The organism is uncultured Kocuria sp. (genome assembly GCF_947500125.1).
Classification (GTDB): Bacteria; Actinomycetota; Actinomycetes; order Actinomycetales; family Micrococcaceae; genus Kocuria.
In genome coordinates this window covers 104120-124107 of the sequence record NZ_CANMRA010000007.1, presented here as the reverse complement: position 1 = coordinate 124107, position 19988 = coordinate 104120, and the positions used below count along the sequence as shown (strand labels likewise).

The following is a 19988-nucleotide window of genomic DNA, read 5'->3' as shown; positions in this document are numbered from 1 at the left end:
GTGGTGCTCCTTCGAGTTCCGTGTCCGTCCCGCGCGTGCGGGGCGGCTCAGCCCTTGGACCCGGCGCGGGCGGACTTGGCCGCCGCGGGCTTCTTGGCCGTGCTCTTCTTCGTGCTGGTCTTCGTCGTGCTGCTCTTCGTCGTCCCCTTGGCCGACGACCTCGCCGAGGAGCGTGCCGTCTTCTTCGGCGCCGGGCCCTGGGCCCGCTTCTCCGCGAGCAGCTGGCTGGCGCGCGCCGGGGTGATCTGCTCCACGGTCTCACCGCGCGGGACCGTCACGTTGGTCTCCCCGTCGGTGATGTACGGGCCGAAGCGCCCGTCCTTGATCACCATGGGCCGCTCCGTGATCTGGTCGGCACCCAGGTCCGCGAGCGGCGGCTTGGCGCTGCCGCGGCCGCGCTGCTTGGGCTGGGCGTAGATCGCGAGGGCCTCGTCGAGGGTGACCGTGAACAGCTGCTCCTCGGACTGCAGCGAGCGCGAGTCGCTGCCCTTCTTGAGATAGGGGCCGAACCGGCCGTTCTGCACCGTGATCTCGTTGCCCTCGGCGTCCGTGCCCAGCGTGCGCGGCAGGGACAGGATCTTGAGGGCGTCCTCGAGGGTCACGTCCTGCAGGGTCATCGTGGACAGCAGGGAGCCCGTGCGGGGCTTCTCCTTGACCGGCTTCTTCGGGGGCTTGGGCTTGCCGTTCTTGTAGTACTCGACGGGCTGGGCCGCGAGCTCCTCGGCGGTGGGCTCGGGGATCACCTCGGTGACGTAGGGCCCGTAGCGGCCGTCCTTGGCCACGATGGCGCGCCCGGTCACGGGGTCGCGGCCGAGCTCCCGGCCGTCCGCCTTGCCGGTCTCGATGAGCTCGCGGGCCTTGTCGGGCGTGAGCTCGTCGGGGGCGAGGTCCTCCGGCACGTTCGCCCGGATCGGGTCGGTGAGCTCCCCGGTCTCCGGGTCCAGGGCCCCGGCGATCTCGAGGTAGGGGCCGAACTTGCCGACCCGCAGGGTGATGTCCTCGGTCACGGGGATCGAGTTCACGGCGCGGGCGTCGATCTCGCCGAGGTCGTCCACGATGGGCTTGAGCCCGTTCTCGTGGCCCTGGGAGCCGAAGTAGAAGTCCTGCAGCCAGTCGGTGCTGTCCTCCTCACCGCGGGCGATCCGGTCGAGGCCCTCCTCCATCTCCGCCGTGAAGTCGTAGTCCACGTAGTCGGAGAAGTGCTCCTCGAGCAGGCGCACCACGGAGAACGCGGTCCACGAGGGGATCAGCGCGGAGCCGCGCACCCGGACGTAGCCGCGGTCCATGATCGTGGAGATGACGGCCGCGTAGGTCGAGGGCCGGCCGATGCCGAGCTCGTCGAGGACCTTGACGAGGGACGCCTCGGTGTAGCGCGGCGGGGGCGAGGTGCGGTGCCCGTCGGCCTCGACGTCGGTGGCGTCCAGGCGGTCGCCCTCCGCCATCCGCGGGAGCCGCTTGTCGCCGTCCTTGCCGTCCTTGCCGCCGTCCTTGTCGGTGGCGGGGTCCTCGTCCCGGCCCTCCTCGTAGGCGGCCAGGAAGCCGCGGAACGTGATGACGGTGCCGGACGCGGAGAACTCGGCGTCCCGGCCCGTGGACGAGGTCGCCCCGAGCCGCACGGTCGCCGTCGACCCCTTGGCGTCGGCCATCTGGGAGGCCACGGTGCGCTTCCAGATCAGCTCGTAGAGCCGGTAGGCGTCCGCGGAGAGCTCGCCGCGGACCTGGTTCGGGGTGCGGAAGGAGTCCCCCGCGGGGCGCACGGCCTCGTGCGCCTCCTGGGCGTTCTTCGACTTGGAGCTGTAGAGCCGCGGGGAGCCGGGCACGAAGTCGGCGCCGTAGAGCTCCGTGGCCTGGCGCCGGGCGGCCGTGACCGCCTGGTCGGACAGCGCCACGGAGTCGGTGCGCATGTAGGTGATGTAGCCGTTCTCGTACAGCTTCTGCGCCACCTGCATGGTGGTGCGGGAGGTGAAGCGCAGCTTGCGCGCGGCCTCCTGCTGCAGCGTGGAGGTCGTGAACGGCGCGGCCGGGCGGCGGGTGTACGGCTTGGTCTCCAGCGACCGGACCGCGAACGCCGCGTCCTCGAGGCCGACGGCCAGCTCGCGGGCCGCCTGCTCGTCCAGGTGCGCGAGCTTGTCGGCGGCGCCCTTGAGCACGCCGTCGTCCCCGAAGTCGCGGCCCCCGGCCACCCGCTTGCCGTCCACGGAGGAGAGCCGGGCGCTGAAGGCGGTGCCGGCGTCCTCGCCGTCGGTGCGGGCGAACGTCCCGCTGAGGTCCCAGTAGTCGGCGGGCACGAACGCCATGCGCTGGCGCTCCCGCTCCACGACCAGGCGCGTGGCCACGGACTGCACGCGCCCGGCGGACAGGCCCGAGGCGATCTTGCGCCACAGCACCGGGGAGATCTCGTAGCCGTAGAGCCGGTCCAGGATGCGCCGGGTCTCCTGCGCGTCGACCAGGTCCTGGTCCAGCTCGCGCAGCTCCCCGAAGGCCCGCTCGATGGCCTCGCGGGTGATCTCGGAGAAGGTCAGCCGGTAGACGGGGATCTTGGGCTTGAGCACCTCCAGGAGGTGCCACGCGATGGCCTCCCCCTCGCGGTCGCCGTCGGTGGCGAGGTAGAGGGCGTCGGCGTCCTTGAGCTTGCGCCGGAGCTCGGTGACCTTCTTCTTCTTGTCCGGGTTGACCACGTAGTACGGCTCGAAGCCGTGCTCCACGTCCACCGCGAACTTGCCGTAGGGCCCCTTCTTGAGCTCCGCCGGCAGCTCCGAGGGCTGCGGGAGGTCACGGATGTGCCCCATCGAGGACTCGACCTCGTAGGCGTCGCCGAGGTACCCGGCGATGGTCTTGACCTTGGAGGGGGACTCCACGATGAGCAGGCTCTTGCCCGTTCCCGGGCTCTGGGTGGCCTTCGTTGGCACGGTACTCCTTGCTGCGGTCCGCGGTGCCGCGGGCCGCGGCGCTGCTGGACGTCGGGTCGAACGGGCGGACGTCGGCCCGCCGTTGCGCTCCACCATAACGCCTCACCGCCGTCAACCCCCGCGCGGCGGTGCCCCCGGGGACGACGGCGGCCCCGGGCGGGGCGCCCGGTCGCCCGGCGCGCGGGCGGGTCCGGGCGGCCGGTGCCGGGCTCAGGAGGGGTAGCGCTCGGGCTCCTCGCCGATCGTGAACTCGCGGCCGGTGGCGGTCTCCACGTCGATGACCACGAAGTTGTACTTGAGCGTGGGCGCCCACGGCTTCAGCGGCAGCTCCTCCGCGGCGTCCACCTCCGCGCGCGTCTCGAGCCGGCGGGCCCGCCCGTGGACCACCACGGAGCGCACGACGTCGTCCTCCGAGACCTCGTCGATCTCGAACGCCACCTGGTCGTTGACGATGAGGCTCGAGAGCTTGGACCCCTGCGCGGTGCGGAAGTACAGCTTGTGCTGGTGGGCCACGTAGTTCACCGGGAAGATGTCCACCAGTCCGGCGGCCTCCACGGCGAGCCGGCCGAACGGGTGCTTCTCGAGGAGCTCCCAGACGGTGTCCTTGTCCAGGGTCTTGATGGGGTTCAGGTTGTCTCCGATGCTCATGCCCCCATCCTTCCACCCCCGGCGCCGCGGCGCCGCCTGCTCATCCGCCCACAACGGCTCGGCCCGGGGCTTCCCGGCCCACGCCCCCGCACGGCGCGACTCCCTCCGCGCGCCGTCCTGCGCACCCGTCCCGCGCACCCGTCCTGCGCACCCGTCCTGCGCGCAGGACGGTGCTCACGCCGGGGACGGCACCGGCTCCTGCGGCACGAGGAAGCCGTCGAGCACGAGGTGGCGGACCTCCTCGGTCAGCCGCTGCCGCTCGTCGCCCGACCAGTCCAGCAGGGCGGCGAGCGCCCCGAGGATCTGCCGGGCGCTCAGCTCGCCGTCGCAGGCCCCGGCGAAGCCCGCGGCCTCGCTCGAGAGCACCACGGTCCGGCGCAGCCCGGCCCCCTGCCGGAGCAGGATCACGCCGGGGTGCTCCGCACCGGGGCGCTGGTGGCGTTCCTCGGTGACGTCCTCGGCGGCCACGAGCCGGGTGTCCGGCCAGTCCTGCGGGTGCGCCGCGAGCCAGTCGGCCCGCTCCCACGTCGCCGCGAGCGCGGGGGCGAGCGGCTGCTGGACCGGGTGGGGGACGTGCTCGAAGCGGCGGAGCACGTCCCCGGGACGGGTCCGGCCGGGGCGGCGGAGGCGGATCATCCCGAAGCCCACGGCCTCGACGCCGCGGGCGGCGAAGTCGTCGAGATAGGCGCGGTAGGCGCGTTCGTAGCGGTCGAGGTCGCGGGACTCTGCCGCGTCCCGCAGCCACGTCTCGGCGTACTCCTCCGGAGTGGCCAGCTCCCGCTGGACGAACCACGCGTCGATGCCCTCGGGGACCCACTGCTCGGGCCGCAGCGACCAGCGCTCGGCGGCCGGCCGCGCGTCCCCGGACCGCGGGGCGAGCACCTCCCAGTTGCCGAGCAGGTGGGCGGTGGCCCCGGGGGCCATGACCCCGGGCAGCTCGCGCACGAGGTCGGCCACGATCCGGTCCCCCGCCAGTCCGCCGTCCCGGTAGGTGTAGCGGTCCTGCGGGCTCTCCCCGGCGGGGCGCGGGGTGATGACGAACGGCGGGTTGGACACCACGAGGTCGAACTGCTCGCCGCGCACGGGGTCCAGCAGGGAGCCCGCCCGCAGGCTCACCCGGTCCTCGAGCCGGCCGGGGTCGACGCCCAGGGCCCGGGCGTTGAGCAGCAGGTTGAACCGGGTGAAGCCCAGCGCCCGGTCCGAGACGTCGGTCGCGGTCACGTGCCCCGCGTGGGCGAGCAGGTGGAACGTCTGGATGCCGCAGCCGGTCCCCAGGTCCAGGGCGCGGCCCACCCGGCGGCGGTCGGTCGTCTGCGCCAGCGTCAGGGACGCCTGCCCGATGCCCAGCACGTGGTCGCGGCGCAGCACGCCGGGCCGCTGGGACTCGCCGAGGTCGCTCGCGACGTACAGCTCCGTCCCGTCGTCGGAGGCGTGGGGGCGCAGGTCCACGGTGGAGCGCAGGCCGCCGGCCGTCTCCTCGGCGAGGCCCAGGGCCAGGAGCTGCTCCGGGCGCACCGGGGCGGGGGCGAGCGCCTCCGCGGGGACGGTGCGCCCCAGCAGGAAGAGGGCGACGATCCCGGCGAGACCCCGGTCCGGGTGCCCGGGCGTGCGGAGGGCCGGCTCGAGCACCCGCAGGGCCGGCACCGCCTGGTCCCGTGCGAGCGCGTCCATCGCGGCCTCGCCCAGCAGCTCCGCCACGCGGTCGTGGGTGAAGCCCGTCCGGCGGAGGGCGTCGTGCAGCTCCGCCGGCGCCCGCGGGTCGTCGGAGACCGGGGTTCCCGGGACCCGGGAGAAGGCCGGGACCGCGGAGGGACCGGTGCCGTGCGGGCTCACGCTGCGCCCCCCGGCGTGGGCATGAGGCCCGGGGCGGGCAGGGAGGCGACCGGGGCGTCGTCGTCGGACGCCGGGGCGGTCCCGCACCCCGCGGGACACGTGAGCTGCGGGTGCTCCGCCTGGCAGGCGGGGCACGCGAGGACGAGGGCGCGGCAGGACGCGTCCGCGCAGTTCACGAAGCGGTTCGCGGGGCCGGCGCACCGGTCGCAGCGCCCGATCGTGACCGCGGCCGGGGTGAACCGCACGTGCATGCGCCGGTCGAAGACGTAGAGGGATCCCTCCCACAGCCCCCGGTCCCCGCGCTCGCGGCCGTACTCGGCGATGCCGCCGTCGAGCTGGTAGACCTCCTCGAAGCCCCGGTTGCGCATCAGAGCGGAGAGCACCTCGCAGCGGATCCCGCCGGTGCAGTAGGTGACCACGGGCCGGCTCCTGAGGTGGTCGTACTTCCCGGAGTCCAGCTCGGCCACGAAGTCGCGGGTGTGCGCCACGTCCGGGACCACGGCCCCGCGGAAGCGCCCGATCCGCGCCTCGTGGGCGTTGCGGCCGTCGAAGAACACGACGTCCTCGCCGCGGCGGGCCACGAGCTCGTCCACCTCGGCGGGGGACAGTCGGGTGCCGCCGCCGACGACGCCGTGCTCGTCGACCTCGAGCTCGCCGGGCGCGCCGAAGGAGACGAGCTCGTCCCGGACCTTGACCGACAGCCGCGGGAAGTCCTCGGCCGAGCCGTCGGACCACTTGAACACCGTGTCCCGGAAACCGGGGTAGGAGCGGGTGCTCCGGACGTAGCGCTTGAGCGCCCCGACCTCACCGCCCACGGTGGCGTTGAGACCGTCCGGGGAGACGATGATCCGACCGCGCAGGCCCAGGCCCTCGCACAGGGCGCGCTGCCAGAGCATCACGGCCGTGGGGTCGGGAAGCAGGGTGAAGACGTAGTGCAGGACGATCCGGTGCTGTGCCACGGGTCAAGGCTACAAGCGCGGCGGGGCCCCCGGCGCCGGGCCCCAGTGCGGCCCCCGGCACGGGGCGCCGGGTCAGTGGCCCAGATGGAACACGCGGCCGGTGACCTTCCGGGGGACCACCTCGACGTACTCGAGCTTGGTGGTCTCGACCCACGGCCGCAGCGGCAGCTCGTCCACCCGGGCGGTCTCCTCCGGGTCGGTCAGCTGACGGGCCGTGCCGCGCACGATCACGGACCACGCCTCCCCGCCCTGCGCCTGGTCGACCTGCACGGCGACGTGCTCGTTGAGCATCAGGTGCAGCAGCTTGGTGCCCCTGGCCGTGCGGAAGTAGATCTTCTCGTCGTCGGCCACGAGGTTGATCGGGGTGATCTCGATCTCGTCGCCGTCCATGGTGGCGATCCGGCCGAAGCGCGCGCTGTAGAGGTGCTCCCAGCACTGCTCCGGGGACAGCTCCGTGACCGGGGGCCGGTGCGCCCGGGCCTCCTTGTCGGGGTTGTGCCCGGAGATGTTCATGGGGTTGCTCATGCGGTCATTCTGGCACGCGGCCTCCGCGGACGTGACCCGTGTCATGTTCGTGACCGGCGGCTCCGGGCGGAGCCCGTCACCGCACCCGGCCGGCGCCCTCCCCCGGCACGACGGCGAAGACGTCCGGCGCCCGGAGGCCCTCGTCCGCGAAGGCCTCCGCGACGGCGCTCCGGACCTGCTCCGCCCGCGCCCCGGGGACGAGGGCGATCGCCGAGCCGCCGAAGCCGCCGCCGGTCATCCGCGCGCCCACGGCCCCCGCGGCCAGCGCGGTGTCCACGGCGAGGTCCAGCTCCGGGCAGGACACCTCGTAGTCGTCCCGCAGCGAGGCGTGGGAGGCGGTCAGCAGCTCCCCGATGCCGGTGACGTCCCCGGCCCGCAGCCGCTCGACGGTCTCCAGCACCCGGCGGTTCTCGCTCAGCACGTGCCGGACCCGGCGGGCGGTCTCCTCGTCGAGCCCGGTCAGGTCGGCCTGTTCCGGGACGTCGCGCAGGGAGGCCGCGCCGAGGGCGGCGGCCCCGCGTTCGCAGGCGGCGCGGCGCGCGGCGTAGCCGCCGTCGGCGTGGGAGTGGGCGACTCCCGTGTCGAGCACCAGCACCGCGAGCCCGTGCTCGGCCACCGGCAGCGGCACGAGCTCGGCCTCCTGGCTGCGGCAGTCCAGGAACAGCGCGGCACCGGCCCGGGCCCGCAGAGAGGCCGACTGGTCCATGATCCCGGTCGGGGCCCCGACGAACTCGTTCTCCGCCCGCTGCGTCAGCCGCGCCATCGCAGGGCGGTCCAGGCCCAACCCCAGCAGGTCGTCGAGCGCCACGATCGTGGCGACCTCCACGGCGTGGGAGGAGGACAGGCCCGCACCCACCGGGACGGTCGAGTCCAGCAGCAGCTCGAAGCCGGGCACCTGCACCCCGTCGAGGCCGGCGAGCACGTGCACGACCCCGGCCGGATAGGCCCCCCACCCGGGCACCGTCCCCGGGGCCAGGTCGGGGACCCGGAACCGGGCCCGGGACAGCCCGGAGCCGTCCGGGGCCCAGGTGGACGCCAGGTCGACGACGTCGTGTGCGGCCGGCTCCTGTCCCTCTCCGTGCTCCGGTCCGGGCTCCTGCGCGTGCTCCTTCTCCCCTCCGAGCTCCTGCCCGCGCTCCTGCTCGTGCTCCTGCGCCGACCCGGGGCCGCGGCGCAGCCGGACGGCGACCATGGCGGAGCGGTCGATGGCGAACGGGAGCACGAAGCCGTCGTTGTAGTCGGTGTGCTCCCCGATGAGGTTCACCCGGCCCGGGGCCCGCCACACGCCGTCGGGGGCGTGGCCGTACACCTCCGCGAAGCGCCGGGCGAGCTGCCCGGCTCGGACGGCGTCGTCGTGCGCGGGCGGCGGAGCGGTCTGTCGGCGCGTCATCGTGCGGCCTCCCTCAGGCGTGCGGCGGTCTGCTCGGCGGTGACGTCGTTGATGAACGCCCCCATGGCGGCCTCGGAGCCGGCCAGGAACTTCAGCTTGTCCTCCGCCCGGCGCGGGCTGGTGAGCTGCAGGTGCAACCAGCCGGCCTCCCGGTCCGCGGGCGTGACGGGGGTCTGGTGCCAGGCGGCGATGTAGGGGGTCGGCGTGTCGTAGAGCCGGTCCACCCGTTGCACCAGATCGCGGTAGAGGACCGCCAGCTCGTCCCGCTCCTCCCCCGTGAGCGCGGCGAGGTCCGGGACCTGCCGGTGCGGGACGAGGTGGACCTCCAGGGGCCAGCGCGCGGCGTAGGGCACGTAGGCGGAGAAGTGCTCGCCCGCCAGCACCATCCGGTCCCCGGAGGCGGTCTCGTCGGCCAGGACCTCGCCCATCAGGGCCCGCCCCGTGGCGGCCAGGTGGACCCTGGAGCGGGCGGCCAGCCGGGCGGCGTGCGGAGCGGGGTAGGGGTAGGCGTAGATCTGCCCGTGCGGGTGGTGCAGGGTCACCCCGATCTGCTCGCCCCGGTTCTCGAAGGGGAACACGTGCCGGACGCCCCGCATCGCCGAGAGCGCTTCGGTGCGCTGGGCCCAGGCCTCCACCACGGTGCGCGCCCGCTCGGGGGGCAGGGACGCGAAGGAGCCCTGGTGCTCGGGCGTGAACACCACCACCTCGCACCGCCCGTACGCGGGGGCGGGTGCGCCCCACAGCTCCCGTTCCTCCGTGGGCCCGGGTGCCGGGAGCTCGCCGAGCTCCGGGCCCAGGGAGGGGAAGCGGTTCTCGAAGACGACGACGTCGAAGTCCTCCGCCGGGATCTCCGACTCCCGCCCGCCCACGGACGGGCACAGCGGGCACTGGTCGGCCGGGGGCAGATAGGTCCGCGCCTGGCGGTGGGCGGCCACCGCCACCCACTCCCCCGTCAGCCGGTCGAAGCGCACCTCGCCGCCGCCGGAGCGGGCGTCCAGGGGCCGGCGGTCCACGACGTGCTCCACGGGCAGGGTGCCGCGGTCGGAGAAGAACACGGCCTCCCGCCCGTCGGCGAGGTGGTGGGTCCGGTGCGCGATCAGCAGTGCGGTGGCGCGCTCGGCAGTGGCGCGCTGGGCAGTGGCGCGCTCGGCGGGGGCGGGAGAGGTCATCGGACGGGCTCCAGTCGCAGGTCGGAAATGTGGTGGCGCAAGGTCTCGCGGGCCGCGGCGTCGAGCCCGTCGTCGGTCACCACGGTGTCGACCTCCTCGAGACCGGCGATGCGGTAGAGCCCGGACAGGCCCCACTTCGTGGAGTCGGCCAGCACCACGCTGCGGTCGCAGCGTTGGAGGAAGAGGCGGTTGATCTCGGCCTCCATCATGTTCGGAGTGGTCAGCCCGTCCCGGTCGGACAGCCCGTGCACGCCCAGGAAGCACAGGTCCACGTGCAGGGTGCGCAGGGCCGCGGTGGCCAGCGGGCCCACCAGGGCGTCCGAGGGAGTGCGCACCCCGCCGGTGAGGACCACGGTCTGTCCCGTGGCGGGCGCGTCCTGGAGCACGTCGGCGATGCGCGGGGAGTTCGTCACCACCGTGATGCCGGGAACGCGGCGCAGGGCGCGGGCCAGAGCGAAGGTGGTGGTCCCGGAGTTCAGCGAGACCGACATCCCCGGCTCCACCATGGACTCCGCGGCGGCGGCGATCGCCGCCTTCTCCGGCAGCTGCAGCTCGGACTTGTGCGCGAAGCCGGGCTCGGCGGCCGAGGACCCCGCGGGCAGCTTCGCCCCGCCGTGCACCTTCTGCAGCTCCCCGTCCCTGGCCAACCGGTCCAGGTCCCGGCGCACCGTCATGTCGGAGACACCGAGCTCCGCGACCAGGTCGGCGACCCGCACGGCACCGGCCGCGCGCACACGGTCGAGGATCTCCCGCCTCCGGCGGTCGGGAAGCATCTCGGTCATCGTTCCTCCCGCGGTCGGCGGACAGTTCGGTGTGGTGGCACCAGGGGTGCGCGGGGCCGTGCTGTCCGCATCATGTTCAATTGAACATACTGTATGTGGAAAAGTGTTGAACTGTACCGGGCGGCGGCGGTGTCGCCGGAGCACACCGTTCGAGCAGACTGGTCGGGTACCGAGACCGGTCGCACCGGAGCCGCGGCACTGCCACCCTGGTGTGCCGTTCCCCTCCCCCGGCCGGCCCGTCCGCGGCGTCACCCGAGGAGCAGCCGAATGAGCAGCGACCCCCAGCAGCAGAACATCACCGCCCAGCGGCCCGGCACCGGCAGCGGCGCCGGGGACGCCCCCGCGTGGTGGACCGACGCGGTCGTCTATCAGATCTACCCCCGCTCCTTCGCCGACTCCGACGGCGACGGCATCGGCGACCTCGGCGGCATCATCGCCCACCTGGACCACCTGCAGGACCTGGGCGTGGACGTTCTCTGGCTCTCTCCGATCTACCGCTCCCCGCAGGACGACAACGGCTACGACATCAGCGACTACCAGGACATCGACCCGGCCTTCGGCACCCTGGAGCAGTTCGACGAGCTGCTCGCCGCCGTGCACGGACGCGGGATGAAGCTGGTGATGGACCTCGTGGTCAACCACACCTCCGACGAGCACCCGTGGTTCGTCGAGTCCCGCTCCTCCCCCGATTCCCCCAAGCGGGACTGGTACTGGTGGCGGGCACCCCGCCAGGGCATGGAGCCCGGCGCCCCCGGCGCGGAGCCGACCAACTGGCAGAGCTTCTTCTCCGGCTCGACCTGGGAGCTGGACGAGGCCTCGGGCGAGTACTACCTGCATCTGTTCTCGACCAAGCAGCCGGACCTCAACTGGGAGAACCCGCAGGTGCGGGCGGCCGTGTACGCCATGATGCGCTGGTGGCTGGACCGCGGGGTGGACGGCTTCCGCATGGACGTCATCAACATGATCAGCAAGGACGTCGCCGACGACGGCCACCTGCACGACGGGCCGCCGGTGGACGGAACGCCCTGGGGCGACGGGTCGGCCTCCTATCTCTGCGGTCCCCGGATCCACGAGTTCCTCCAGGAGATGCACCGCGAGGTCTTCGCGGGCCGGGACGCGGAGCTCATCACCGTGGGCGAGATGCCGGGCGTCACCGTGGAGCAGGCCCAGCTGTTCACCGATCCGGCCCGGGGCGAGGTGGACATGGTCTTCCAGTTCGAGCACGTGGGCCTCGACCACGGCCCCGGCGGGAAGTTCGACCCCCGCCCCCTGCGGCTCACCGACCTCAAGGCCTCGCTGGGCCGGTGGCAGGAGGGCCTGGAGGAGGTCGGCTGGAACTCCCTGTACTGGAACAACCACGACCAGCCCCGCGCAGTGTCCCGCTTCGGGGACGACGGCCCTGAGCACCGGGTGGCCTCGGCCACGTGCCTGGCCACGCTGCTGCACCTGCACCGGGGCACGCCGTACGTGTACCAGGGCGAGGAGCTGGGCATGACCAACGCCCCCTTCGCCACGATCGAGGACTTCCGCGACATCGAGTCGGTCAACCACTACCGCCACGCCGTGGCCGCCGGCGCGGACCCGGAGACCGTGCTGGCGGGACTGCGCTGGTCGAGCCGGGACAACGCCCGCACCCCGGTCCAGTGGACCGGCGGTGCGAACGCCGGGTTCAGCACCGGGACCCCGTGGATCGCGGTCAACCCCGACCACGACGTGGTCAACGCCGAGACCGCCCGGGCCGACCCGGAATCCGTGTTCCACCACTACCGGCGCCTGATCGAGCTGCGGCACACCGAGCCCGTGGTGGCCCTGGGCGACTTCACGATGCTGCTGTCCCACCACGAGCAGCTCTACGCCTTCACCCGCCGCCTGGACGACGTGGAGCTGCTGGTGCTGGCCAACGTCTCGGGCGAGGAGGTCCGCGCGGACCTGCCCGAGGGCTGGGCCGGAACCGAGCTGCTGATCGGCAACCGCGCCGACGTCGTCGCCCCCGGTGACGAGGGGCTGCTGCGGCCCTGGGAGGCCCGCGTGCACCGGCGGACCGGCGCCGCGCCCGCGCAGGGCTGAGGCCCCGGGCCGCTCCCGCGCACCGCCGTCCCGGCGGCCCCTCGACCGGTGGGGCCGCCGGGACGGCGGTGGCACAATGAACCGGTGCCGTCCTCCGACCACGTCTCCCTGATCCCCCTGCTCGGCCGCGGCGACGCGCCGGAGCAGGTGCGCCACGTCCGGGAGATCCCCGACCGGGACGCCGTGACGGCGCCGTGGCCCGAGCACCTCCACCCGGACGTGGTCGCGGCCTACGAACGGCTCGGCGTGCACGCGCCGTACCTGCACCAGGTCCAGGCGATGCTGGCCCCCCGGCACGTGGTGGTCGCCACGGGGACCGCGTCCGGGAAGTCCCTGGCCTACCAGGCGCCCGTGGCCGACGCCGTGCACCGGGGACGGCTCGCGGCGCTGGCGAACCCGGGCATGATCCACCACCCGGACGAGGCCACGGCCCTGTACCTGTCCCCCACCAAGGCTCTGGCCGCCGACCAGCTCAAGGGCCTGGACGCGCTCGGCCTGCCGACCCTGCGGGCCGCGACCTACGACGGCGACACCGACCCCGCGGAGCGCCGCTGGGTCCGGGACCACGCCGACGTGGTGCTGTGCAACCCGGACATGCTGCACTACGGGGTGCTGCCCAACCACGCACGCTGGTCCCGGTTCTTCCGCCGCCTGAAGTACGTCGTGGTGGACGAGGCGCACTCGTACCGGGGCGTCTTCGGCTCGCACGTGGCCAACCTCATGCGGAGGCTGCGCCGGATCTGCCGCACGTACGGGGCGGACCCGGTCTTCATCGGGGCGTCCGCGACCTCCTTCGAGCCGCACGCCTCCTTCGCCCGCCTCGTCGGGGTCCCGGAGGCCGACGTGACGCCGGTGACCACGGACTTCTCCCCGCACGGGCCGGTCACCGTGGTGCTCTGGGAACCGGAGCAGACGGACGGCGGCGGTGAGAACGACGCCCCGGTGCGCCGCACCGCCCTGGCCGAGACGGCCGACATGCTCACGGACCTGGTGCTCCGTCAGGTCCGCACCATCGCGTTCATCAAGTCCCGCCGCGGCGCGGAGACGATCGCCCAGATCGCCCACCGCCAGCTGGAGGAGGTCGACCCCTCGCTGGCCCACCGGGTGGCGGCCTACCGCTCCGGGTTCCTCCCCGAGGAGCGTCGGGAGCTCGAGGAGGCGCTGCGGGACGGGCGGCTGCTCGGGATCGCCAGCACCTCCGCCCTCGAGCTCGGCATCGACGTGGCCGGGCTGGACGCCGTGGTCGTGGCGGGGTGGCCCGGCACCCGCGCGTCCTTCTTCCAGCAGATCGGCCGGGCGGGAAGGGCCGGGCAGGAGGCCCTGGCGGCCTTCGTGGCCGGTGACGACCCCCTCGACACGTATCTGGTGAACCACCCGGAGGCGATCTTCGACGTGGACGTCGAGGCCACGGTCTTCGACCCGTCGAACCCCTACGTGCTGGCCCCGCACCTGTGCGCGGCCGCGGCCGAGCAGCCGCTGCGCGCGGAGGAGGTCGGCAGCTTCGGGCCCACCGCCCCGGAGGTGCTCGGCTCGCTCGTGGCGAGCGGTCACCTGCGCCGCCGGCCGAGCGGGTGGTTCTGGACGCACCCCCAGTCCGCGGCGGGAATGGTGTCGCTGCGCTCGGACGGCGGCGGGCCGGTCCGGATCATCGAGACGGACACCGGCGCGGTGCTCGGCACGATGGACTCCCCCCAGTCCCACTACCAGGCCCACCCGGGGGCCGTGTACGTGCACCAGGGCCGGACCTACATCGTGGACGAGCTCGACGAGGCGGGCTCGGTCGCCGCCGTGACCCGGGCGAACCCCGACTTCTACACCACCGCCCGGGACATCACGCAGGTGAGCGTGGTCGCCGAGGAGCGCGCGGAGGGCTGGGGACCGGTGACCGTCCACTTCGGCCAGGTGCAGGTCACCACGAAGGTGGTCTCGTTCCAGCGCAAGGCGGTGATCTCCAACGAGGTGCTGGGCGAGGAGCCCCTCGACCTCGGGGCCCGGGACCTGTTCACGAAGTCCGTCTGGTTCACCGTGCCGGGTGCCGTGCTGACCGGCGCGGGGATCGAGGAGTCCGACGTCCCCGGGGCGCTGCACGCGGCCGAGCACGCCGCGATCGGCCTGCTCCCGCTCGTGGCCTCGTGCGACCGCTGGGACGTGGGCGGGCTGTCGACGGCGCTGCACGCCGACACGGAGCTGCCCACGGTCTTCGTCTACGACGGCCACCCCGGCGGCGCGGGCTTCGCGGAGCGCGGCTACGCCACGGCGGTCGCGTGGTTGCGCGCCACCCGGGAGGCGATCTCCTCGTGCGAGTGCGAGCACGGGTGCCCGTCCTGCGTGCAGTCCCCCAAGTGCGGCAACCGCAACAACCCGCTGGACAAGGCCGGCGCGGTGCGGCTGATCGACGCGGTGCTGCACGACGCCCCCGGGACCTGATCCCTCACGGCGCACCGGAGACCTCCGGTGGCCCCGCCCGGGACACGCCGCGGGCGGCCCCGATCCGGGCGAGCGGCCCGTCGAGGACCACGGTGGTGCGCACGTCGACGACGACGCGCCCCGGCTCCACGAGCTCGCACAGCTCGAGCAGCGCCCCGTTGTCCCGGGCCACGCGCTCGGCGGTGCCGCACGGGTCGCCGGCCACGAGTCCACGGGCGGTGTCGGCGGCGGCGAGCGCCGCGAGGTCGGCGGCCTTGCCGGCGCGGTGGGTCGCGATCCCTGCCTGGGCGAGCAGCAGCACGGTCAGCAGCAGCACGCCCAGCACCAGGGTGAGGGTCAGCGCGTGCACGGTGCCGCTCCCCCGGTCACCGTCCCGGTCACGACCGCGGCGGGGCCGTTCCGGCTCTCCCCGCACCGCGCGCTCAGCCACCGTGCCCACCGGCGGCGCCGGCTCCCTCCGTCTCGGCGGAGGCGTCCGCGCGCAGCTCCCAGCCGCCCCAGGTCCCGAGGACGCCGGGAGCGGGCCCGGTGACGGTGACGGTGACCGTCCCGGCGTTCCCGCCCAGGCGGATCGCGGCGTCCTCCCCGGCCACGCGCAGCGCCGTGGAGCGGACCACGGCGGCGCTCTCGCCGCGGGCGGCGGCCCGGGCCGAGGCCCGCGCGGCCTCCTCGTACCGGATCAGGGTCATCCCGGCCGCGGCGGCCGCGAGGAGAACCGCCAGGAGCAGCACGAGGGCGGGCAGGAGCACTGCGGTCTCGGCGGTGACGGCGCCGTGGTCCGGCGGGGCGGGCCGTGGCCCGGGCCCGGAGCGGGAGCCGGGCGGGGAAGCGGGACGGGAACCGGGGCGTCGGCAGGAAGGACAGGGACGGGGTCGACGAACCGGACGAGAGCGAGAACGACATCGCGCACAGCAACGGGGACGGTCGGCGGGCATGGCGGACTCCTCATGGGAACACGGTGCGTGGCCGCGCGGTGCGGCGGCCGGACGGGACGGCGAGCACCCGCAGGGGCCCGTGGCGCCGGGGAGGGCGCCACGGACCCCTGCGAGGGGCGGACGCTCAGACGCCGAGCGCCTTCTCGATGATCGCGGTCAGGAGCTCGCGCACCTGGCCGGAGGACAGCACCGCGGCCATGACGCCGCCGAAGGCCGCGGCGGCGAGCACCACCATGGCGTACTCCACGGTGGTGGCGCCGAGGTCCGCGTCCCCGGTCCGGGCGAGCGGACGGGGCCTGGTGGTCCCGCGGGCGGACGGCGCGGCGGTGCGGCCCCCGGTGAGGGCTCCCGGGTCGAGCCCCGGGAGGCTGCGGCGCTTCCGGGCGGGACGGGACGGTGCGATCTGGTGCTGGGACATGACGTTCCTTTCGGTGCAGGACGAGCAGATGCAGGACGAGCAGATGCAGCACGGACAGGTGCTGGACGGGCTGTACCGGACGAGCCGGACGGGACGGGAGGCACCTGACGAGCGGGTGCAGGACGCGCGGTACGGTCCGGCGGCGGCGCACGGACGGCGCGGCACCGGGGCGCCGGTCCGCGCCCCGGCGGGCGGGGCGGGGATCCGGTGCGGGGCGGACCGGGCGCGGGGGCCCGCGGCTCTGGGCGCGGGGCGTCATCCGAACACCTCGGGGACGAGTCCCAGCACGACCGGCAGGACGCCCCAGCAGACGAAGGCCGGCAGGGAGCACAGTCCCAGCGGCAGGACGAGCTGGACGGACAGCGACTCCGCGGCCCGCTCCGCCCGCCGGTAGGCCGCCCGCCGGACCTGGGCGGCCTGCGAGCGCAGGCTCCGGGCCGAGGGCGCCCCGGAGGTCGCGGTGAACGTGAGCGCCTCGCGGTAGTCGGCCAGGTGCGCCGGCAGCTCTCCCGCCGAGGCCCACGCCGTGTGCCACGGGAGCCCCAGCCGCAACCGGGAGCCCACCCCTTCCAGGGCGGCCCCGGTGTCGTCCTTGCGGCTCCCGCCCAGCACGGCCACGGCCTCCCCGAGCGGCAGACCGGCGTCCAGCATGGCGGCGGTGAGCTCCACGAGGACCCCCGCGGAGACGTGGGCTCCGGGCGGGCGTCGGCGGACCGCGGCCGGGCGGGGCGTCCCCCGGAGTCTGGCGCGGGACGGGAGGCCGGCCAGCACCGCGGCGGCCAGCAGGAGCAGCCCGGCGGCGGCTGCGGTGAGGTCGGTCATCGCGCCCCCACCGCCTCGGCGCGGCCGATCAGCGTGCGCGTCCACACCCGTCCGAGAGCCGTGAGCACGGCCCCGGCCACGAGGGCGGTCAGTCCCCACGGCGTGGTGAGGAGCGTGCGCAGGGGGTCGACGCCCATGAGCATGCCCAGCCCGATCCCGAGGACCGGGAGCCAGGTCAGGATCCGGACGGTGGAGCGGGGACCGGCCAGCGCGGTGCCGCGTGCCGCCTCGGCGTCCAGCTCCGCCTCGAGGGCGTCGGCGAGGCCGCCGAGCAGAGCGGCGAGAGGCGCGCCGGTGCGCTCGGAGACCTCCCAGCACAGGGAGAGCTCGGCCGTGGTGGCGACGGCTTGCCGCTCCAGCGGACGGTGGCCGAGCTCCGGGGCCGGCACCCCCGCCAGGGCGGTCGAGACGCCCAGCCCCAGCCGGGCGGCGGCCGCCACGGACGTGCACAGCAGCTCGATGTGCCGGCCCGTGCCCGTGCGGGGACTCCGGCCCCCGGCGGGGCCGGCTCCCTCGAAGGCGGCCGCCGGGGACCGGCCCGCCTGCAGCAGTGCCGCCAGCCGGCGCAGCAGCGCGATCCACTCGGCGGCCTCCGCCGCGGCGTCCCGGCCGAACCGGGACCACCACGGCGCCGCGGGGACCGCGCCGGCGCCGGCCCGCGCGACCGATCGGACGCGGTGGACCGGCCCCGCGAGGAGCACCGCCGTGCCCCCGGCGAGGCACAGGCAGAGGGCCAGCTGAAGGGCCGGGGCAGCGCTCACGGCCGTCGCCCCGCGGGTTCCTCGCCGGTGGCGGGCGCGCGGTCGAGCAGGGCGCACAGCCCGTCCCAGCCGGGACCACGACGCACTCCGTCGTGACCCCGGACCGCCGCGGGCACCGCGACGAGGGCACCGGCGCGGTCCTCGAGCAGGGACACGGCCCGCACCTCGCGGCGCCCGCCCCCTCGGGCCACGTGGACGACCAGGTCCAGGGCGCTCGCGGCCTGCAGCGTGACGGCGTCCCGGCTCATCCCGGCCAGGGCGCCGAGCGCCGAGAGCCGGGCGGGGACTGCCTCGGCAGAATTGGCGTGCACGGTGCCCGCCCCGGCGTGGCCGGTGTTCAGGGCCGTGAACAGCTCGCGGACCTCGGCGCCGCGGCACTCCCCCACCACGAGCCGGTCGGGCCGCATCCGCAGGGCCTGCCGGACGAGCTCCGCCAGGTCGATGCCGCCCGCGCCCTCGGCGTTGGCGTGGCGCGCCTGGAGACCGACCACGTGGGGGTGCTCGGGCCGCAGCTCGGCGGCGTCCTCGACGAGCACGATCCGCTCGTGCTCCGGGGCGCAGGAGAGCAGAGCGTTGAGGACGGTCGTCTTCCCCGCCCCGGTGGCGCCGCTGACCAGGAAGTTCGCGCCCGAGCGCACGGCGCCCACCAGCAGCTCGGCGGTGCCGGGGTGGACGGTCCCCGCGTCCACGAGGTCCGGCAGGGACAGGGTCCTCGTGCTGCGGAAGCGGACGGAGAGCAGGGTCCCGCCCGTGGAGATCGGCGGGAGCACGGCGTGCACCCGGTAGCCGGCGGCCGTCTGGACGTCCACGCACGGGTGGGCGGCGTCGAGGCGCCGTCCCGCGGCGGTGACGAGGCGCACGGCCAGGGCGCGCACCTCGGCGTCGGTGCCGAAGGGGGACGGGACCCGGCGCACCCCGGACTCGGTCTCGAGCCACACCTGCTCGGGCCCGTTGACGTAGACGTCGGTGAGCCCCCGGTGCGGCAGCAGCGGCTCGAGGGGGCCGAGGCCGGTCAGCTCGGCGCGCACGGCCTGCACCGCGCGCAGGGTGCCGGCGGCCCCGAGCACCCGGCCGCTCGCGTGCACGGCCTCGGCGATGTCGGCGTCCGTGACCGGCCCGGGGGCGGACAGCAGCCGGTCCCGCACGTCGTCCAGCAGGGCGCCCGGCAGGACGGGCTGCCGGCCGGGGAGCGCGGCGCTCACCGGGACGCCCCGACGGCCTCGAGCAGGCCCGCCACGTCCCGGGCGAGCCGGCGCGAGCGGCCCGCCTCGAGCAGGCGGCCCGTCTCGGCGGCCTCCGGCACCGCGCCGGAGAAGCGCAGGGCGCCCGCGACGGGCAGCCCGGTCGTGGCCGCGGCGAGGGCGTCGTCGACGTCGGCCACGTTGAGCCCGGCCGGCACCAGACGGGTCGTGGCGCCCGCCAGGAGGCCCGCGGCCCACCGCGCGGCCAGCACGCCGCGCACCGTCCGGGGCATGAGCACGAGGACCTCGTCGCACAGGGCCGCTGTGTCGGCCGCGCCCGGCCCCGCCCGGCCCAGGTCCACGACGACGAGGGCCGCCGCCCGGCGCAGCGCCTCGAGCACGGCGGCGTACGGCGCGGCGGCTCCGTCCGGCAGGGAACGGTCCCAGGAGAGCCAGCGCAGCGGCCCCGTCCGGGCCATGGCCGGCCACAGCTGCTCGGCGTGCACCGTCCCGGCGATCCGGAGCAGGTCCGGCCAGCGCAGACCGTCCTGGTCCTCGAGGCCCAGCAGGACGTCGATGCCGCAGCCCGCGCGGTCCCCGTCCACGAGCACGGCCGGCCGGTCCTCGCGCGCGGCGCGGTCGGCGAGCCAGCACGCCAGCGTGGAGGTGCCGGCCCCGCCCACGGCGCCGAGCACGCCCAGCACCCGTCCCGTGCCACCCGGACCGCCCGAGCCGCCCGGGCCGCCGGATCCGGCGGTGAGCAGGTCGGCGAGCCACCCGGCGGCGTCCGGCAGCACGGCCACGGCGCAGCCGCCGAGGTCGGCCGCACGGTCCCAGATCCCCGGGTCCTCGGGCCGGCCCACGAGCACCGTGCCCGGCCGGACCCGGCCCCGCACGGCGTGGCGCACGTCCACGAGGTCGGTGTCCGCGCCGGTGCCCGGTGCGGCGCCCTGTGACGCCGCACCGGGCGGGTCGGCCAGCAGGTCGGCGCCGGCGGCGGCGCAGATGCGCTCGACCGTGGCGCGCAGCCCGGCGTCGTCGCTGACGAGCCGCACGGTGCGCGCCCGGGCGGCGGGGGCGGGCAGCGCAGGGGCCGGGACGGGGAGGTGGGCGGCGGTGCTCATGGCCCCACTGTCGGGGCGGACGGGACCGGTCCGTCCCG

The 19988-nt window shown here is 75.2% G+C and carries 17 protein-coding genes; 2 read left to right on the top strand and 15 right to left on the bottom strand.

Annotated elements, in window-relative coordinates; translation table 11 throughout:
- Nucleotides 1–47 precede the first annotated feature (47 nt).
- The 8 genes from topA to Q0817_RS06970 form a co-directional block, all read right to left on the bottom strand.
- Nucleotides 48–2909 (bottom strand): type I DNA topoisomerase, encoded by a 2862-nt coding sequence (gene topA, locus Q0817_RS07005; RefSeq protein ID WP_298585441.1) that lies wholly within the window; start codon nucleotides 2907–2909, stop codon nucleotides 48–50.
- Nucleotides 2910–3119: 210 nt separating this feature from the next.
- Nucleotides 3120–3557 (bottom strand): pyridoxamine 5'-phosphate oxidase family protein, encoded by a 438-nt coding sequence (locus Q0817_RS07000; protein ID WP_298585440.1) that lies wholly within the window; start codon nucleotides 3555–3557, stop codon nucleotides 3120–3122.
- Between the two features lie 174 nt (nucleotides 3558–3731).
- On the bottom strand, nucleotides 3732–5390 hold the full coding sequence (locus tag Q0817_RS06995) for a methyltransferase (protein WP_298585439.1): 1659 nt from the start codon (nucleotides 5388–5390) through the stop codon (nucleotides 3732–3734).
- The gene (locus Q0817_RS06990; RefSeq protein WP_298585438.1) at nucleotides 5387–6349 is read right to left on the bottom strand and encodes a rhodanese-related sulfurtransferase; all 963 of its coding nucleotides are present in this window, start codon (nucleotides 6347–6349) and stop codon (nucleotides 5387–5389) included. Before Q0817_RS06990 ends, Q0817_RS06995 begins: the two co-directional genes overlap by 4 nt.
- 72 nt (nucleotides 6350–6421) lie before the next feature.
- Complete coding sequence (locus Q0817_RS06985) at nucleotides 6422–6874, bottom strand: pyridoxamine 5'-phosphate oxidase family protein (protein WP_298585437.1); 453 nt, start codon at nucleotides 6872–6874, stop codon at nucleotides 6422–6424.
- 76 nt (nucleotides 6875–6950) lie between these two features.
- Entirely contained in the window at nucleotides 6951–8264 is a 1314-nt protein-coding gene (locus tag Q0817_RS06980; RefSeq protein WP_298585436.1) for a galactokinase family protein, read from the bottom strand.
- Nucleotides 8261–9433 (bottom strand): galactose-1-phosphate uridylyltransferase, encoded by a 1173-nt coding sequence (gene galT, locus Q0817_RS06975; RefSeq protein WP_298585435.1) that lies wholly within the window; start codon nucleotides 9431–9433, stop codon nucleotides 8261–8263. Before galT ends, Q0817_RS06980 begins: the two co-directional genes overlap by 4 nt.
- Entirely contained in the window at nucleotides 9430–10215 is a 786-nt protein-coding gene (locus tag Q0817_RS06970) for a DeoR/GlpR family DNA-binding transcription regulator (RefSeq protein WP_298585434.1), read from the bottom strand. Before Q0817_RS06970 ends, galT begins: the two co-directional genes overlap by 4 nt.
- Before the next feature lie 267 nt (nucleotides 10216–10482).
- On the opposite strand from Q0817_RS06970, the gene Q0817_RS06965 reads away from it, so the two are divergent.
- Both Q0817_RS06965 and Q0817_RS06960 read left to right on the top strand, forming a co-directional pair.
- The gene (locus Q0817_RS06965) at nucleotides 10483–12282 is read left to right on the top strand and encodes an alpha-glucosidase (protein WP_298585433.1); all 1800 of its coding nucleotides are present in this window, start codon (nucleotides 10483–10485) and stop codon (nucleotides 12280–12282) included.
- An 84-nt stretch (nucleotides 12283–12366) separates the two neighbouring features.
- Nucleotides 12367–14709: a DEAD/DEAH box helicase gene (locus Q0817_RS06960; protein WP_298585432.1), complete on the top strand. Its 2343-nt coding sequence runs from the start codon at nucleotides 12367–12369 to the stop codon at nucleotides 14707–14709.
- 4 nt (nucleotides 14710–14713) lie between these two features.
- On the opposite strand, the gene Q0817_RS06955 is transcribed toward Q0817_RS06960, so the two are convergent.
- From Q0817_RS06955 to ssd, 7 genes are all read right to left on the bottom strand, one after another.
- Nucleotides 14714–15124 carry an Rv3654c family TadE-like protein gene (locus tag Q0817_RS06955; protein WP_298585479.1) on the bottom strand — a complete coding sequence of 137 codons (411 nt, stop codon included), beginning with the start codon at nucleotides 15122–15124 and terminating at the stop codon, nucleotides 14714–14716.
- A 7-nt stretch (nucleotides 15125–15131) separates the two neighbouring features.
- Complete coding sequence (locus tag Q0817_RS06950; RefSeq protein ID WP_298585431.1) at nucleotides 15132–15458, bottom strand: TadE family type IV pilus minor pilin; 327 nt, start codon at nucleotides 15456–15458, stop codon at nucleotides 15132–15134.
- Nucleotides 15459–15768: 310 nt separating this feature from the next.
- Entirely contained in the window at nucleotides 15769–16062 is a 294-nt protein-coding gene (locus tag Q0817_RS06945; RefSeq protein WP_298585430.1) for a DUF4244 domain-containing protein, read from the bottom strand.
- A 255-nt stretch (nucleotides 16063–16317) separates the two neighbouring features.
- Nucleotides 16318–16884: a type II secretion system F family protein gene (locus Q0817_RS06940; RefSeq protein ID WP_298585429.1), complete on the bottom strand. Its 567-nt coding sequence runs from the start codon at nucleotides 16882–16884 to the stop codon at nucleotides 16318–16320.
- Nucleotides 16881–17645 (bottom strand): type II secretion system F family protein, encoded by a 765-nt coding sequence (locus tag Q0817_RS06935; RefSeq protein ID WP_298585428.1) that lies wholly within the window; start codon nucleotides 17643–17645, stop codon nucleotides 16881–16883. The genes Q0817_RS06940 and Q0817_RS06935 overlap by 4 nt, the downstream gene beginning before the upstream one ends.
- On the bottom strand, nucleotides 17642–18847 hold the full coding sequence (locus tag Q0817_RS06930; RefSeq protein WP_298585427.1) for a TadA family conjugal transfer-associated ATPase: 1206 nt from the start codon (nucleotides 18845–18847) through the stop codon (nucleotides 17642–17644). The genes Q0817_RS06935 and Q0817_RS06930 overlap by 4 nt, the downstream gene beginning before the upstream one ends.
- Nucleotides 18844–19950, bottom strand: a complete 1107-nt coding sequence (ssd, locus tag Q0817_RS06925) for a septum site-determining protein Ssd (protein WP_298585426.1) — start codon at nucleotides 19948–19950, stop codon at nucleotides 18844–18846. The genes Q0817_RS06930 and ssd overlap by 4 nt, the downstream gene beginning before the upstream one ends.
- Nucleotides 19951–19988 lie beyond the last annotated feature (38 nt).

Bases quoted from the DNA above. Each gene is read 5' to 3' on its own strand.
- Q0817_RS06970 (WP_298585434.1), bottom strand. From the start codon at position 10,215: ATGACCGAGATGCTTCCCGACCGCCGGAGGCGGGAGATCCTCGACCGT.
- Q0817_RS06965 (WP_298585433.1), top strand. From the start codon at position 10,483: ATGAGCAGCGACCCCCAGCAGCAGAACATCACCGCCCAGCGGCCCGGC.
- Q0817_RS06980 (WP_298585436.1), bottom strand. From the start codon at position 8,264: ATGACGCGCCGACAGACCGCTCCGCCGCCCGCGCACGACGACGCCGTC.
- Q0817_RS06940 (WP_298585429.1), bottom strand. From the start codon at position 16,884: ATGACCGACCTCACCGCAGCCGCCGCCGGGCTGCTCCTGCTGGCCGCC.
- galT (WP_298585435.1), bottom strand. From the start codon at position 9,433: ATGACCTCTCCCGCCCCCGCCGAGCGCGCCACTGCCCAGCGCGCCACT.
- Q0817_RS07000 (WP_298585440.1), bottom strand. From the start codon at position 3,557: ATGAGCATCGGAGACAACCTGAACCCCATCAAGACCCTGGACAAGGAC.
- Q0817_RS06945 (WP_298585430.1), bottom strand. From the start codon at position 16,062: ATGTCCCAGCACCAGATCGCACCGTCCCGTCCCGCCCGGAAGCGCCGC.
- Q0817_RS06985 (WP_298585437.1), bottom strand. From the start codon at position 6,874: ATGAGCAACCCCATGAACATCTCCGGGCACAACCCCGACAAGGAGGCC.
- ssd (WP_298585426.1), bottom strand. From the start codon at position 19,950: ATGAGCACCGCCGCCCACCTCCCCGTCCCGGCCCCTGCGCTGCCCGCC.